This is a genomic window from Blautia sp. CAG:257, from assembly GCF_000433815.1.
GTDB classification, from domain to species: Bacteria; Bacillota; Clostridia; order Lachnospirales; family Lachnospiraceae; genus Blautia_A; species Blautia_A caecimuris.
This window is the reverse complement of sequence record NZ_HF998998.1, coordinates 1-15099: the sequence shown is the minus strand read 5'-3', so window position 1 is coordinate 15099 and position 15099 is coordinate 1. Positions and strand designations below refer to the sequence as shown.

The following is a 15099-nucleotide window of genomic DNA, read 5'->3' as shown; positions in this document are numbered from 1 at the left end:
AATAATGCAGTAGAAGTAGTAGTAAGAGAAAAAGAATATCAGAGAGACGTTACAATTAACTATGTAGACGAGGAAGGAAAACTGATAGCAAACTCCGAGATCAAACTTGATATGGAAGCAACATATTTTAGCACAGCTATGGTTCAGGACATGGTACCAGAAGGTTGGATGCTTGCAAACATAGGTGATGTTCCGGTAGAGAAGGACAGTACAGCAACAGTAGTTATAAGAAAATTATAAGAAGATAGAAAGAATGTAAGCACATATAAAAATCGGGGCTCATTAAAGAGCCCCGATTTTTTTCATGTGTTCCTTTAAATTTTTTTCATAGCCCATATCACTTAATTCGTAGAAATGTTCATCCTGTATTTCAGAAGGAAGATATTGCTGTTTAACATAGTGGTTCGGGTAATTGTGAGCATACTGATAACCGATTCCTTTGCCAAGCTTTTCGTGACCGCCGTAGTGAGCGTCCTGAAGATGAACCGGCACAGTGGTCCGTGTTTTTTTTACGGAGTCCATGGCAGCGGCGATTGCGTTTACTGCGGAATTGCTCTTGGGAGCGCAGGCCATATAGGCGGCTGCCTGGGAGAGGATAATCTGAGATTCCGGCATACCAACCCGTTCAACAGCCTGTGCGGCCGCAGCAGCTACACAGATTGCCTGAGGATCTGCATTTCCGATGTCCTCAGATGCAAGTATCATGATTCTCCTGGCAATAAATTTGACGTCTTCGCCTGCATAAAGCATTTTTGCCAGATAGTATACAGCTGCATCCGGATCAGAGCCGCGCATACTTTTTATAAAAGCAGAAATAATGTCGTAGTGATTATCGCCCTTTTTGTCATACTGGATCACCCTCTTCTGGATACATTCAGAGGCAACGTCAAGAGTCAGATGAATAAGTCCGTCCGGGCTTTTGGGAGTGGTAAGGATTCCAAGCTCTACTGCATTCAGCGCGCTTCTTGCATCGCCGCCTGCCATATCCGCAAGAAATTCCACAGCATCCTGCTCGATAACAGCTCCGTAATTTCCCATGCCTCTGTCGCAGTCATTTACAGCCCGGAGGATCAAAGTCTGAATATCCTGATTGCTCAGAGCCTTCAGCTCAAAGATAATGGAGCGGGACAAAAGAGCGCTGTTTACTTCAAAATAAGGATTTTCTGTAGTTGCGCCGATCAGGATGATTGTTCCATCTTCCACAAAAGGAAGAAGATAATCCTGTTGTCCTTTATTAAAGCGATGTATCTCGTCAATAAAAAGAATCGTCTTTTTGCCATACATTCCAAGATTATCCTGGGCTTCTTTTACAACAGCCTCCATATCTTTTTTTCCGGCCACAGTTGCATTGATCTGAGTAAAATTAGCGCTGGTAGTATTGGCAATTACTTTAGCCAGCGTTGTTTTGCCTGTTCCGGGAGGACCGTAAAAGATAACAGAGGTCAGTTTATCAGCCTTAATGGCGCGGTACAGCAGCTTGTCCTTTCCTACAATATGTTCCTGTCCTACGACCTCTTCCAGGGAAGTGGGGCGGAGACGGGAGGCAAGAGGAGATTCTCTGTCCAGTGTTTTTGATTTTGCATATTCAAATAAATCCATAATAATCACTCCATTTTAAAAGTATGATCTGGTTTTGTGTAATGACTGTTATCCTTGGAAACATCAGAAAGATTTTTAAAATTTACGGTTTACAAAGGGCTTCAGAGCATCTGCAGAGCGGTTTAAGACCAGCTCTTCCGGGAAATCAAGCTCTTCAAGAAGGCTGCGCACACTTTCAAACTCATTGATGGCGCTGTCAAAATGAGCGTCGCTGCTCATAACAACAGGAACCTGATATTTCATGCATAATTTCAGCATTTCTGTATCATTTTCTTTGGCGCCCTGGCGAAAGCAGGAGGGTTCCAGGGAATGATTGTTCAGTTCAAGAACTTTGCCGTGTTCTTTTGCTCCCTGAACAAGAGCCGGATAATCAATTTCATACCGTCCGTCATCCGGATGACCGATAATATTTACGTAGGGATTTTTCATAACATTCAGGTATGCTTCTGTGTTTTCATCCCTTGAACCAGGCTTCATGCAGGGAATATGAAGGCTGGCGATCACAACGTCCATATTTCTGAGTTCTTTTTCCCCAAGATCCACCTGTCCGTCCGGACTGAGAATATTAAGCTCAGTCCCCAGAAGCAGACGAATGCCGTGAAGTTCTCTGGGGACAACCTTCAGGTTATGAAAATAAAAGTTATGGCAGGTTCCGGGCATGGCTGGAGCATGTTCTGTAATTCCAAGAATCTCAAGACCTTTTCCCGCAGCGGCGGCAGCCATCTCGTGAATGGTGCAGTAAGCATGACCGCTGGCAACTGTATGTGTATGAAGATCAAGAACAGATTCGTATTTCATAAAAACCTCCGTTTTCAGCTTTATTTCTTTGTGTCATCTTTTATTATACTCCATTTTGCATCATTTGAGGATACCTGTATTTCTCTGTTTTTTCCGTCAAAAAGCACTTGCCTATCATGTGCTAAAGTGTTAAAATGTGTTATGCAGTAATAGGACAGTGATTTAAAGGAGCAGAGAATATGGGTAAAAAAATCAGAACAGAAGAGGTGGATCACCTATTTGAAGCGATTCTTTGTTTAAAAGATAAGGAAGAATGTTATACGTTTTTTGAGGATGTATGTACGATCAACGAACTTCTTTCTTTATCACAGCGTTTTGAGGTAGCAAAAATGCTGACAGATAAACGGACATATCTGGATATTTCGGAAAAAACAGGCGCATCTACAGCTACTATCAGCCGTGTAAACCGTTCTTTAAATTACGGAAATGACGGATATGAAATGGTTTTTTCCAGAATGAGAGAAAAGGAAGTTCAGAAAGAGGGTTCCGAAAAAACAGAATAATACACAGATTAAAAAGAGCAGAGGATACGGACATTACCGCATCTCTGCTCTTTTTTCTTATGAAGGGGTATCTTGCGTTTGAGTTTTTGTGGTCATATACTGGTATACGTCTGCGGAAATACTCTTTATGGTTTCGGCAGATGCTGCGGAATCTTTCAGGTTGCTGGACAGAAGGCAGATCACATAAGGTTTTTTGTTATCCAGCACAATTGCCATATGATTTTCAAGGGCATTTTGCTGAGAAGCTGCCATACCTGCCGTCTCTGTCTGGCCGGAAAGTCCCGGGAGGATTTTTGCATTTTCCGTCTGCTGCTTCAGGAGAGAGAGTATTTCTGAGGAAGCGCTGCTGTTTACTAATGTCTGATTATAGATTTCAGAAAGAAGGCGGCAGCAGTCTGAGGCGCTGGTGGTATTGTTTTTTTCTGAGCTGTCTGCGGTAAGTGGCGCTTCCAGTCTGGTGGATGTAAATCCATGGTCCTGGCAGAACTGGTTTACAGCAGCAGCGCCTGATTTAAAATCTCCGCTTCCCAGAAGGGCAACAAGCTCATTGGCGGCGTCACTGTCATTGGATGTGATCATCTTTTGGAGAAGGGGCTTCAGAGTATTCTGGTAATCGGAAGCTGAATCTGAGGCAGGATCCGGATAAACCAGTTTTTCATATACAGCGCCCATGATATAAGCACGGATCAGTCCGGAAGCCTGCATGGCTTCGTCCGCATGGATGGTACTGTAATCGTCAGTTACAGGATCCATAACAGCAATTGCCCAGCTTTCGCCTGACTTTTCCAAAGGAGAAGTGTACTGAGTCTGAAGTTTTTCCGTAAGCTGGCCAAGGTGCTGACCTCTGGCTGCTGTCAGTGGTTCTACAATACTGAAATATTCGTCAATTCCGTCTGCAATCCCGGCCACCATTGCCGGATGGTTGGCAGTATTGGTAATATAAAGATCATCATTCTGATTGCTCATAAATCCCATTTCAAGAATAGCCACAGGGACAGTGCTCCAGTTGGTTCCCGTCATATTATCAGAGGAGATGATGCCCTGATTTCCCAGACCTGTAGCAGCGCAGTAGTGGTTGATGATACAGGAAGCAAGGGTGTTGCTTTTTTCTATGATGTCTGAGGACAGATACTGGTTGGCAGAAGTGGGGGCCATGGTCAGGGCTCCGGCAGCAGAGCTGCTTCCTGCGCTGTTTGCATGAATACGCACTGTAATGTCAGCATTTTGCTCAGTAGCCAGTTCCGCCCGTTCTTTGTTGCTGATAGCGGTTTCGTGATCGGTTCTTGTCATAATTACCCGGTATCCTCTGTCAGTAAGCTCCTGTTGTAAAAGAAGAGAGACCTGCAGGTTGACCTCATATTCCGGGACGCCGGAGAAGTTTCCCTGTGTGCCGGAGGTTGCCTTTGCCTTAGTCTCACTGGAACCGGGAGCCACAGGCTCCGGAGCGCTCATATCAACAGAAGGTCCCTGATGTCCGGGATCTATCACCACAGTAAAATCACCGCTTACGGAGGCCGGAGAAGCAGCCGTATTGGCGGCATCCCAGTCGATTCCGGAGACGTTTTCCTCAGTGGGGGAATCAGTAAAGGTATCGGAGCTGTCGTCTTTCTGGGAAGAGGGCGGTCCTATCACAGCCTGTCCTTCTTCGCTTTCGTAAGAAGCGCCCAGAGCGGTAACCGGGAAGGTCAGTATAAGAAATCCGGCGGAAAGAATTTTTAGTATTTTTTTCATATAAATCCTCCTGAAAATAATGATGTATTTCATATAAAAATTGAAAAGCGGTTATTGAACATAGATTTTACAGAATCCTGTTTCTTATATGATAAGCTATAATAAACAATTTGAAAAGAAAAAAATACTTGCAAGACTTTTAGATTAAAATTATAATGATAATACATGAAAAAAACTGCAAAAATACCATGTAAAATATGCATATTGCACAGACGAAAAGGTTGGGTGCAGAGGAAGGGATGAAAAAGTTACATGAATGGAAAAAAGGCAGGCATGCTGACTCTGGCTTTTCTGATAATCGCAGGACAGTCTTCCTGCGGAACAGACAAGGTTCAGCAGACAGAAGAGAAAGTACAGGAAGCTGCAGAGGCGCCTGCAGAGGAACAGGAAGAGACACAGCCGGAAATTACTCCGGGAGAAATGCAGGGGCCTCAGCCGGGAGCAGAGGAACAGGAAAATTCAGAACCACAGGGAGATCCGGATCATCATCCGGAGCCGCCGCCTGAGGAGGAGATACAGAATGGCACAGGGGACGGAGCGCTTTCACCTCCGTCAGAGGCTTCATCAGGAAGCGTGTTCGGAGGAACTCCGTCTGCAGGAGCAGTAACAGATGAAGCGCTTTCCGGGCTGCTTTCCAGTCTGGCGTTTCCTGCCAATAATGGAAGCTGGTCTGCATATGTATGTAATATTTCAGCAAATACAGAGGGAAGTGTCAATGAACACAGAATGCAGGCTGCCAGCCTGATCAAGCTTTATATTATGGGAGCTGTTTATGAGAATTATGATAATCTGGCAGCGCAGTATGGGCAGGGAAATGTGGACAGCAATCTTCGTTCCATGATCACCGTCAGTGACAATGATGCGGCAAATAATCTTACCGGATATCTGGGAGGAGGAGACGCTGCTGCGGGAATGAATGTTGTTAATGAGTACTGCAGTGTAAATGGATACAGCAATACGCACATGGGAAGACTTTTGCTGCACAGCAATGAACTGGATGATAATTATACATCTCCTGCAGACTGCGGACATTTTCTCAAAAAGATTTATGACGGATGGAAGTCAGGAGATTCGAATGCAGCAGCACAGTTTGATCTTCTGGCAGCTCAGGAGAGAAGAAATAAGATCCCGGCCCAGATGCCGGCAGGCGTCAGTGTGGCAAATAAAACAGGGGAGCTTGCAGATGTGGAAAACGATGCGGGAATTATTTACAATACACAGAATGATCTGATTCTTGTGTTCATGTCAGAGCAGCTTTCAGAAGCAGGTTCTGCCCAGAGTGCCATAGCGGCGCTGAGCCGGCAGATTTACGACTATTATCAGCAGTAGGAAAGGCAGCAGGGGAAGTCGTTTACAGGGATTGAAACAGCAAAGGAGCTGATTCACATAATACTCTAAAAAGGAGGACAATGATATGAGTAGGAAATGGAAAGAGTTTTCAGGAATTGCCCTTTTGAAATGGGCGGCGCTATTTGCAGTGGCATTTGTGCTGTCTCTGCCTGTAACAGCAGAGACCGGATTTGCGGCAAATAATTACACAGTAACAGTTGCCTCAGGCTACCTTGCTCTGAGAAATGCCAAAGCCTACGATTCATCCAATGAGATCGGAGAGCTGTATACCGGGGATACTGTGGATGTAACCGATTCAAGCGGAGCTACTTACTGGACTGTTTATTCTCCAAAGCATGGTAAAACAGGATATGTGAACAGAGCATATCTGGCAAATTCATCAGGCTCCAGAACAGTAAAGGTAGACAGCGGCTATCTTGCCCTTAGAAACGACAAAGCCTATGACAGCAAAAATGAGGTGGGCAAGCTGTATACCGGAGATACCGTACAGATTGCCAACACAAATGATGACACTTACTGGCTGGTATATGCTCCGGGACTTGGCAAGGGAGGATATGTAAATAAAAATTATCTTCAGGGTACCTCTTCCGGTACTTCAGGACAGACAAGAACAGTCAGTGTAAGCAAAGGATATCTTGCCCTGAGAAATGCCAAAGCCTATGATTCATCCAATGAGATCGGAGAACTGTATACCGGGGATACTGTACAGCTGATCGATACCAGCGATTCTACCTACTGGTATGTATATTCTCCGAAGCATGGCAAAAACGGATTTGTAAACAAGAATTATCTGACAGGAGGCTCTTCTTCATCAGGAACAGTTACAAAAACAGTCAGTGTAAGCAAGGGTTATCTTGCCCTGAGAAGCGCCAAAGCCTATGACGCTTCCAATGAGATCGGAGAATTGTATACCGGCGATACCGTACAGGTAACAGATACCAGCGATTCTACCTATTGGTATGTATATTCTCCAAAGCTTGGAAAAAGCGGATATGTAAATAAAGATTATCTTTACTGATAAAAAGGAAATTCACTGAAAGGTAAAGACAGACACAAAAAAGGGGGCTTGAAAAAGCCCCCTTTGTATCATCGGTTATCCGGATCAATGTTTATTTTTTGATTTTTTGCTTTTGGTAAATTCTTCATTGTTCTCATCCCGCAGTTCATCTACAAGCTGCTCGATGAGCATTTTTTTTGTGTACACATCAAAGCTCAGAAGACAGATAAAGGAAAAAAGCTTCAGAAATCTGCGGTCTTCTTCAGGCGCTGATTCAAAAGTAGCTTCAGCGGTATGGTAGCGTTTTACCAGATCTTCTTTCAGAAGCTCTACCTGGTCCTTTTCCATGCTGAACACCTCGTTGTAGATGGAAGTCAGATCCATGTCTGTATCTGAACGGAAATATTTTTCTGTGATAGGCCCCAGAAGTGTCTGGATGTCATTAATGGAGAGAATATTTTTAAAGTAATAAATAAAAATAAGCAGAAGAAGATGTTCCCTGGAATAACGTTTCTTTTCCGGGGACGGGAGCAGATTATTTTTGGCATAATTATTGATCATGGTTTTTGTCAGGATCTTATCTTCCGGATAACGTTTGGAGGAGGCAAGCTGTTCCTCCATAAAAGTAGTTACCTGATCCATGTATAAGTTAATGTTCGGAATATCTTCCGGTTTAATATAATCAATTCTTGAAATACTTTCCAGTATACTGCCTATCATATCCTGTGTATTGATCGTCATAGTTTATCACCTCTGCCTTCTATTATATAGTTTTCAAAACTACTTGTAAATATTTTTCTTACTGTTTTTATTAAGAATCAGGGAGTTACTGTCCAGGGGGAATTATCCTGCGGGGGGCATATATATGTCAAAATTTCAAGACATACAGGGCATAATGCCATCACCGAAAGTGATTTGAATGTATCTTGCTCAGGTTGCTGTGAAGGTCGTGAGCAGTAACGTCAGGAATTATCAACCACATGAATGATCCGGTTTTTCTGGCGATATTCTCTGGGAGACTGTCCATATACATTTTTGAAGGCTCTGGAAAAGTGAAGCTGGTTGGGATAGCCTACCTGGATGCTGATATCTTTTACAGGCGTGTCCGTGGTTTTCAGAAGCTCCGCAGCCCTGGACATACGGTAGTGGATCAGGAATTCCTGTGGAGCCTGTCCGATCACTTCTTTAAAAATTTTGCCGAAGTAGCCTCTGTCCAGATTCAGTCTCTGAGCCATATCTTCTATGGTAATGGGAAGCGCATAATTCTGAGAGATAAAGGTAATGGCTTCATCCGTATAAAACTGGGATCGTTTTCCGTTCTGAACTCTGCGTCTGGAGGCGGAACCTGTAAGCAGGGCGTCCATGATCAGATAAAGGTGTCCGATCAGATGAAGGGACGAGGTTTCGGAGGGACTGGAAGCCAGATGGAGCAGTTCACTTTTCAGAGTTTCGGAAATCTGATGGGAGGTGGGGATAAAAACAGGGGATTCCGTGGAAAGTCCCGCAGTATCCAGGATCTCTTTTGCCTTCAGTCCGCTGAATTCCACCCATGCATATTCCCAAGGATCTTCTCTGTCGGCGAAATAGGTGTTGATCCGTTCCGGTTCAATGAGAAAACCCATACCGCCGTGAAGCTTGTATTCTTTTGTTGAGGTTTTTGTTTCGTCAACAAGAAGTGTGCCTTTGCCGGAAAAAATATAATGGAACAGAAAGTGATTTCTGACAGAAGGACCAAAGGAGTGGAGAGGACGGCATTTTTCATACCCATACTGGTATAAGGTCAGATCCATAAAGCGGTCGCCAGAAAACACATGGAACAAGGGAATAGGCATATTTATTCCTCCTTTTTAATTTGTATATGTGCAATAGTGCTAAAAAAATAATGATAATTATGTTATATTTAAACAAAAAAACTTGGTTTTTTTATATTATATACCTGAATGAGTAGTAACTTCAACTATATTCGTGAAAAAACGCATTATGATATAAAAATGGATTCATGCCTCCATTTACCGAAAGATAAGGTAATGATAAAATGGATTCATAAGAAACCGTATAAACTGTACAGAATATAAAGGAATCGAAAAACAGAGGAAAGGGGAAACGTAATGAGAAAAGTAAAACTGTTTACCTGGGCAGCCCTGGCAGGAATTCTTGGTTCCGGTATGGTGCTGTCCGGCTGCGGAGCTTCGGAAAAGGACAATGAAAAGACAAAAATAGAAATGGTCCAGTACAAACCGGAGGCAGTAAAAGCTTTTGAGAAGATGGAAGAAAAATTTAATGCCTCTCATGATGATATTGAGCTGGTCATAGAGTCTCCCAATGAGGCTATGACTGTTTTGAAGACCAGATTTATCAAAGCGGATCAGCCGGATATTATCGGAATCGGAGGAGATATTAATTATTCCAATTTTCTGGATGCGGATATGCTGATGGATATTTCTGACTTTGAGGGACTGGCAGATATCAAGCAGGCATATCTGGACATTGACAAAAATCTGGAATTTATTCCAAAGGATGGAGTATATGCAGTTCCTTATGCCGCAAATGCCGCAGGTATTCTTTATAACAGGGATATGTTTGAAGAAAATGGATGGGAGATCCCTGAAACCTGGAATGAGTTTCTTGAACTTCTTGATACCATTCAGGCATCCGGACAGCAGCCGCTTTATTTTGGATTTAAGGATGTCTGGACCTGTCTGGCGCCCTGGAATGCAATGGCCTGTGATCTGGCTCCCGCAGATGTGTGCCAGCAGGTAAACAGAGGAGAGACGACTTTCTCAGTGGAATACCGGGAACTGGCAGAAAAGATCCTTCAGCTTCTTCCCTATGCTCAGGAGGATCCTTATGCATACAGCTATAATGACGCCTGCACAGCTTTTGCAAGAGGAGAGTCTGCCATGTACTGTATCGGAAGCTATGCGGTACCTCAGATTAAATCAGTAAATCCTGATATGAATATTGATTCTTTTGTGTTCCCGGCAAATGACAGCGCAGACGGTCAGATCCTGAACTCAGGTGTTGACCTTCAGTTCTGCGTTATGGAGGACTGCAAAGACAAAGAAGCCGCCTATGAGGTTCTGCGTTTTATGCTGGAGGATGAAAACATCCAGATTTATCTGGACGATCAGAATGCTGTGCCGTGCAAAGAGGGAGACTTTACCCTGCCTTCTATGCTGGACGGTATGAAGGAATATATTGAACAGGGAAAAATGACAGATTATCAGGATCATTACTATCCGGCGGAAATGGCTGTGGATGCAATGATACAGACATATCTTATGAATCAGGATACAGATGCCTGGCTGAAAAAATTTGACAGCGACTGGAAGCGATACAACCGTGATCTGATCCGCAAGGTGCAGGAATACCAGGAGGAAAACGGGGAAGGAGGAAGTAGATCATGAAAGGAAATGACAGAAAACGTACTTTTTTGCTGATTACCATTCCGATTCTGGCATTATTTTTTGTTTTTAATACGCTGCCTCTGATCAAGGGATTTATTTACAGCTTTACAAACTTTAAAGGGTATGGAAGCTATGACTGGGTAGGACTCAGAAATTATATTGATCTTTTTCAGGACGTAAGAGTAGGGAAATCCTATTTGTTTACCTTTAAGTTTGCCATTGTGGCAACTATTATTGTAAATATTTTCAGTCTGATCCTTGCGCTGGGGCTGAACAGTAAGATACGGGCAAAAAGTGCGCTCAGAGGAATCTATTTTATTCCCAATGTTCTGGGCGGCCTGGTAGTGGGTTATATTTTCAGCTTTATCTTTACTTATATTCTTCCAGCTGTGGGAAAAGCTCTTGGAATTGATTTTCTCAGCAGCAGTATGCTGGCAGATACAAAGAGCGCATGGTTTGCCATTGTAATCGTGGCTGCATGGCAGGCAATTGCAATGAATACGATCATTTATATTTCCGGTCTTCAGACTGTGCCGGAGGATGTGTATGAGGCGGGGGCCATTGACGGGGCAACCGGATGGACAAAATTCAAAAACCTGACTTTCCCGCTGATCGTGCCGTTTTTTACCATCAATATGGTTCTCTGTATGAAAAACTTCCTGATGGCATTTGATCAGATCATGGCATTGACAAAAGGCGGCCCTGCACAGAGCACAGAATCCATCTCATTTTTAATCTACAAAAATGGTATGGACGGCGGACAGTTTGGATTCCAGAGCGCCAATGCAGTGATATTTTTTGTAGTCATTGTTGCAATTTCTGTATTTCAGCTGACATTTATGAATAAGAAGGAGGAGCAGTTATAATGAAAGAAAAATGCAAGCACACAGGCAAAACCAACTGGCCTGTAACAATTCTTCTGATCATGGGCTGTTTTACGATCTTTTTTCCTCTTTATATGGCTGTGATCATTGCTTTTAAAAAGCCCTCTGAAATGACAAACGATATTATGGGAGCCCTTTCCTTTCCTTCTTCCTGGAGCTTTGACAATTTTGCTGAGGCAATGAGAGTGACTGACTTCTGGAATTCTCTGGGAAATTCTCTTCTGATCACAGCGCTGACAGTAATAATTGCCATTCTGGTACATTCTCTTGCAGGATATGCCATTGGAAGAAATATGGGAAACAGTAAATTTTATAAATTCGCATATCTCTACATCGTTAGCGGAATGTTTGTTCCTTTTGCTATTCTTATGATGCCTCTGGTAAAACAGACATCTCAGATGGGAATCGGAAACAGGGTTGGAGTAATTATCCTTTATGTGGTATTTTATATGCCTATGAATCTTCTTCTGTATTCCGGATATCTGAAAAATATTCCTCTTGCACTGGAAGAGGCTGCAAGAGTGGACGGAGCGGGAACCTGGAAAACTTACTGGAGTATTATTTTTCCGGTGATGAAGCCCATGCATGCAACGGTTGCCGTACTGACTGCCCTGGGAACCTGGAATGACGTAATGACGCCTCTTGTAATTATGTCCGGCACAGGCAAGAACACTCTGCCTCTGGCGCAGCTTAATTTCCAGACGCAGTTCGGAACAAATTATAACCTGGCCTTTGCATCCTATCTGCTGGCTCTGATCCCGATTCTGCTGTTTTATCTGTTCTGTCAGAAACAGATTCTGAACGGTGTGGTAAACGGAGCAGTGAAATAGAAGTGAAATGATAAAAACAGAATTGAAATCATAAAGAAAGTATATCTCCACAGGGGATAAAGCGAGGAAACAATTATGGCAATAGCAGTGAATGAAAAAGTATTTACCCTTTGCACAAAAAACAGCATGTACCAGATGAAAGCAGATGAACATGGGGTACTGCTTCATACCTACTATGGAAAAAGAACAGAGCAGATGGATTTTTCCTATCTGATCCAGAAGAGGGATCACGGATTTTCCGGAAATCCTTATGATGCAGAAACAGACAGAAAATATTCTCTGGATACGCTGCCTCAGGAATATTCCTGTCAGGGAAACGGCGACTACAGGGAAAGCGCTTTTGCTGTAAGAAACCAGTATGGAGTTTCTGCTTCTGATCTTAGGTTCCAGGGGTATGAGATTCTGAAAGGCAAATATGAGATTCCGGGTTTACCGGCATTTTACGCAGAAGACAGCGCACAGGCGGACACACTTGTGATATCCATGAAAGACCGGGACGGGGAAATTCTGGTAAAGCTTTATTATGGTGTGTTTGAGGAATTTGACCTGATCACAAGGGCAGTCTGTGTGGAAAACCTGGGAGAAGAGGAGGTTTATCTGGAAAGAGCCCTGTCCTGCTGTGTGGATCAGACCTGCGGAAACTGGGACTGGATGACGTTTTATGGAAAACATGAAATGGAACGACAGGTTTCCCGTACGCAAATTCATCATGGCATACAGTCTGTGGGAAGTTTAAGAGGAACCTCCAGTCACCAGTATAATCCTTTTGTGGTTCTGGCAGCTCCTCATACAACAGAAACTCAGGGAAGCTGCTTTGGGGTGTCTCTTCTTTACAGCGGAAGCTTTCTGGCTCAGGCAGAAAAGGACCAGTTTGATCAGACAAGAGTTCTGATGGGAATCCACCCGGGGAATTTCTGCTATAAGCTGCTTCCGGGACAAAGCTTCTGGACGCCGGAGGCCGCTATGGTGTACAGTGACAGCGGTTTTGAGGCAATGAGCCATAATTATCATAAAGCTATCAGAAATCATCTGTGCCGGGGAAAATTTAAGAATGCCAGACGTCCGGTTCTGATCAACAACTGGGAAGGAACTTATTTTGATTTTACAGGGGAAAAGCTTTTCCATATGGCAGAGGAAGCGGCTGATATGGGCGTGGAGCTGTTTGTGATGGATGACGGCTGGTTCGGAAAAAGAGATTCTGACAACAGCGGTCTGGGCGACTGGTATGTCAACGAGAAAAAACTGGGCTGTACTCTTCAGGAACTTTCCACAAAAATCCATGGCCTTGGCATGAAATTCGGTATCTGGTACGAGCCGGAGTGTGTATCTGAGGACAGCGATCTTTACCGGGCTCATCCGGACTGGGCGTTTACCGTTCCCGGAAGGAAGCCGGTAAGATCAAGAAACCAGCTGGTACTTGATTTTTCCAGACAGGAGGTGCGGGATCATATTTTTGATCAGATGAGCGCCGTACTGGATAAGGCGGAAGTGGATTACCTGAAATGGGATTTTAACCGCAGTATCTGTGACGTATATTCTGCCGCACTTCCTGCAGACCGTCAGGGAGAGGTACTGCACCGTTATGTGCTGGGACTGTATGAGTTTCTGGAGCGGCTTGGAAAACGATATCCGGATATGCTGATGGAAGGCTGCAGCGGCGGCGGCGGACGTTTTGACGCAGGAATGCTTTATTATACCCCTCAGATCTGGTGCAGTGATGACACAGATGCCATTGAACGTCTGGATATCCAGTACGGAACTTCCTTTTGTTACCCGGTCAGCACGATGGGAGCTCATGTATCCGCCTGCCCAAATCATCAGACAGGAAGATCTGTCCCTCTGAGTACACGGGCCACAGTAGCCATGGCAGGAACCTTTGGATATGAGCTTGATCCTGCAAAGCTGACTTCAGAAGAAAAGGCAGAGATCAGGGAACAGATTATAAGGTTTAAAGAGTATTATGAGCTGATACAGACAGGAGATTATTTCCGTCTTACATCTCCGGATACAGAAAGGTATTATTCCGCCTGGGAGTTTGCTGCTTTGGATAAAAAAGAGGCTCTTGTAAGCGTGGTGGCTTCCAGGGTACGCGCCAATGACCAGCCGGCCAAAGTGCTTCTGAGAGGACTTCAGGAAAACGGAATCTATGTCTGTGACGGAAAAGAATATACAGGAGGCGCGCTGATGTATGCAGGATTTCCGCTTCCGGAAGCCAAACAGGAATATGAGAGCTGGAATTTCCATTTTTTATTAAAAGAATAACGAATTTATCATGAACAGAAAATAAGGTTTTACAGCGTGACAGCTGTCAGAATCCCTTTTAAGCAGAATGAGTGCGGATCAGACTGCTTAAAAGGGATTTTTACTTTATTTTTACAAAAGAGGTCTTGACAGATGAAAATAGTTTATATATACTAACTTTAATGGGACTGTACATAATTAACACGGATGAGAGACTGGCATTATAAGACACAGAAAGAAGTGAAAAAATGATGCCGCTATCTATGGTAAATCAGGGAGAACCCCATATCGTTATCGGTACGCTGATCTCAGGAGGCGGTGTGGGAACAGGAAAAATCTGACAGAAGTCAGGAGGGATATTAATGGGAACATTTGTTGTACTTGCAGTTCTTATTCTGGCAGTGGGACTGGTGCTGAGAAGTATGATCCGGGCGAAAAAAGCCGGAAAATCTCTTCAGTGCGGCTGTGACTGCTCAAGCTGCGGAGGACATTGCTGCAGTTCAGAGGTAAAAGAAAATCACACAAAATAAAACGTGCAGGAAAGTCTGTGAATAAAAAAGTAATTTCTGTATATGATGATAGTAACAAAAGGCTGGTTAAAAGTACCGGCCTTTTTTCATATCTTTATGTTGGATTATATGGAGGGATTACTATGTGGGGATTTATTGTGGCACTTGTTTCAGGCGCGCTTATGAGTATTCAGGGAGTTTTTAACACAGAAGTGACAAAGCAGACCAGTCTGTGGGTATCTACAGGCTG

The 15099-nt window shown here is 43.8% G+C and carries 14 protein-coding genes and 1 pseudogene; 10 read left to right on the top strand and 5 right to left on the bottom strand.

Features of this window, described 5'->3' with window-relative positions:
• Window positions 1–240: hypothetical protein (locus tag QVP40_RS02320; protein ID WP_288200227.1), on the top strand; the 240-nt coding region annotated here is incomplete at its 5' end.
• A 42-nt stretch (window positions 241–282) separates the two neighbouring features.
• On the opposite strand, the gene QVP40_RS02315 is transcribed toward QVP40_RS02320, so the two are convergent.
• Entirely contained in the window at window positions 283–1599 is a 1317-nt protein-coding gene (locus QVP40_RS02315; protein ID WP_022066890.1) for a replication-associated recombination protein A, read from the bottom strand.
• A 75-nt stretch (window positions 1600–1674) separates the two neighbouring features.
• Window positions 1675–2397: a phosphatase gene (locus tag QVP40_RS02310; protein WP_022066889.1), complete on the bottom strand. Its 723-nt coding sequence runs from the start codon at window positions 2395–2397 to the stop codon at window positions 1675–1677.
• A 179-nt stretch (window positions 2398–2576) separates the two neighbouring features.
• Between QVP40_RS02310 and QVP40_RS02305 the strand changes: the two genes are divergently transcribed.
• Entirely contained in the window at window positions 2577–2900 is a 324-nt protein-coding gene (locus tag QVP40_RS02305; RefSeq protein ID WP_022066888.1) for a YerC/YecD family TrpR-related protein, read from the top strand.
• Window positions 2901–2957: 57 nt separating this feature from the next.
• Here the strand turns inward: QVP40_RS02305 and QVP40_RS02300 are convergent, their stop codons facing one another.
• The gene (locus QVP40_RS02300) at window positions 2958–4631 is read right to left on the bottom strand and encodes an N-acetylmuramoyl-L-alanine amidase (protein ID WP_022066887.1); all 1674 of its coding nucleotides are present in this window, start codon (window positions 4629–4631) and stop codon (window positions 2958–2960) included.
• A gap of 252 nt (window positions 4632–4883) precedes the next feature.
• Here QVP40_RS02300 and QVP40_RS02295 point away from each other — a divergent pair, with 252 nt between their 5' ends.
• Together QVP40_RS02295 and QVP40_RS02290 are read left to right on the top strand one after the other, a co-directional pair.
• Entirely contained in the window at window positions 4884–5960 is a 1077-nt protein-coding gene (locus tag QVP40_RS02295; protein WP_022066886.1) for a serine hydrolase, read from the top strand.
• 85 nt (window positions 5961–6045) lie between these two features.
• Entirely contained in the window at window positions 6046–6999 is a 954-nt protein-coding gene (locus QVP40_RS02290; RefSeq protein ID WP_022066885.1) for an SH3 domain-containing protein, read from the top strand.
• A gap of 84 nt (window positions 7000–7083) precedes the next feature.
• Here the strand turns inward: QVP40_RS02290 and QVP40_RS02285 are convergent, their stop codons facing one another.
• Together QVP40_RS02285 and QVP40_RS02280 are read right to left on the bottom strand one after the other, a co-directional pair.
• Entirely contained in the window at window positions 7084–7719 is a 636-nt protein-coding gene (locus QVP40_RS02285) for a DUF1836 domain-containing protein (RefSeq protein ID WP_022066884.1), read from the bottom strand.
• A gap of 221 nt (window positions 7720–7940) precedes the next feature.
• Window positions 7941–8810, bottom strand: a complete 870-nt coding sequence (locus QVP40_RS02280; RefSeq protein ID WP_022066883.1) for an AraC family transcriptional regulator — start codon at window positions 8808–8810, stop codon at window positions 7941–7943.
• Window positions 8811–9086: 276 nt separating this feature from the next.
• Between QVP40_RS02280 and QVP40_RS02275 the strand changes: the two genes are divergently transcribed.
• The 6 genes and pseudogenes from QVP40_RS02275 to QVP40_RS13820 all read left to right on the top strand — a co-directional run.
• Entirely contained in the window at window positions 9087–10385 is a 1299-nt protein-coding gene (locus QVP40_RS02275; protein ID WP_022066882.1) for an ABC transporter substrate-binding protein, read from the top strand.
• On the top strand, window positions 10382–11251 hold the full coding sequence (locus QVP40_RS02270) for a carbohydrate ABC transporter permease (RefSeq protein ID WP_022066881.1): 870 nt from the start codon (window positions 10382–10384) through the stop codon (window positions 11249–11251). The genes QVP40_RS02275 and QVP40_RS02270 overlap by 4 nt, the downstream gene beginning before the upstream one ends.
• The gene (locus QVP40_RS02265; RefSeq protein ID WP_022066880.1) at window positions 11251–12099 is read left to right on the top strand and encodes a carbohydrate ABC transporter permease; all 849 of its coding nucleotides are present in this window, start codon (window positions 11251–11253) and stop codon (window positions 12097–12099) included. Before QVP40_RS02270 ends, QVP40_RS02265 begins: the two co-directional genes overlap by 1 nt.
• 75 nt (window positions 12100–12174) lie before the next feature.
• Window positions 12175–14361: an alpha-galactosidase gene (locus QVP40_RS02260; protein ID WP_022066879.1), complete on the top strand. Its 2187-nt coding sequence runs from the start codon at window positions 12175–12177 to the stop codon at window positions 14359–14361.
• 341 nt (window positions 14362–14702) lie between these two features.
• Window positions 14703–14870, top strand: coding sequence for a FeoB-associated Cys-rich membrane protein (locus tag QVP40_RS02255; RefSeq protein WP_022066878.1), 168 nt, complete (start codon window positions 14703–14705; stop codon window positions 14868–14870).
• A gap of 122 nt (window positions 14871–14992) precedes the next feature.
• Window positions 14993–15099, top strand: a pseudogene (locus QVP40_RS13820) (DMT family transporter); the annotation flags it as partial.

Coding starts and splice junctions, on each gene's coding strand:
- QVP40_RS02280 (WP_022066883.1), bottom strand. CDS start 8,810: ATGCCTATTCCCTTGTTCCATGTGTTTTCTGGCGACCGCTTTATGGAT.
- QVP40_RS02290 (WP_022066885.1), top strand. CDS start 6,046: ATGAGTAGGAAATGGAAAGAGTTTTCAGGAATTGCCCTTTTGAAATGG.
- QVP40_RS02285 (WP_022066884.1), bottom strand. CDS start 7,719: ATGACGATCAATACACAGGATATGATAGGCAGTATACTGGAAAGTATT.
- QVP40_RS02300 (WP_022066887.1), bottom strand. CDS start 4,631: ATGAAAAAAATACTAAAAATTCTTTCCGCCGGATTTCTTATACTGACC.
- QVP40_RS02295 (WP_022066886.1), top strand. CDS start 4,884: ATGAATGGAAAAAAGGCAGGCATGCTGACTCTGGCTTTTCTGATAATC.
- QVP40_RS02305 (WP_022066888.1), top strand. CDS start 2,577: ATGGGTAAAAAAATCAGAACAGAAGAGGTGGATCACCTATTTGAAGCG.
- QVP40_RS02315 (WP_022066890.1), bottom strand. CDS start 1,599: ATGGATTTATTTGAATATGCAAAATCAAAAACACTGGACAGAGAATCT.
- QVP40_RS02260 (WP_022066879.1), top strand. CDS start 12,175: ATGGCAATAGCAGTGAATGAAAAAGTATTTACCCTTTGCACAAAAAAC.
- QVP40_RS02275 (WP_022066882.1), top strand. CDS start 9,087: ATGAGAAAAGTAAAACTGTTTACCTGGGCAGCCCTGGCAGGAATTCTT.
- QVP40_RS02265 (WP_022066880.1), top strand. CDS start 11,251: ATGAAAGAAAAATGCAAGCACACAGGCAAAACCAACTGGCCTGTAACA.
- QVP40_RS02255 (WP_022066878.1), top strand. CDS start 14,703: ATGGGAACATTTGTTGTACTTGCAGTTCTTATTCTGGCAGTGGGACTG.
- QVP40_RS02270 (WP_022066881.1), top strand. CDS start 10,382: ATGAAAGGAAATGACAGAAAACGTACTTTTTTGCTGATTACCATTCCG.
- QVP40_RS02310 (WP_022066889.1), bottom strand. CDS start 2,397: ATGAAATACGAATCTGTTCTTGATCTTCATACACATACAGTTGCCAGC.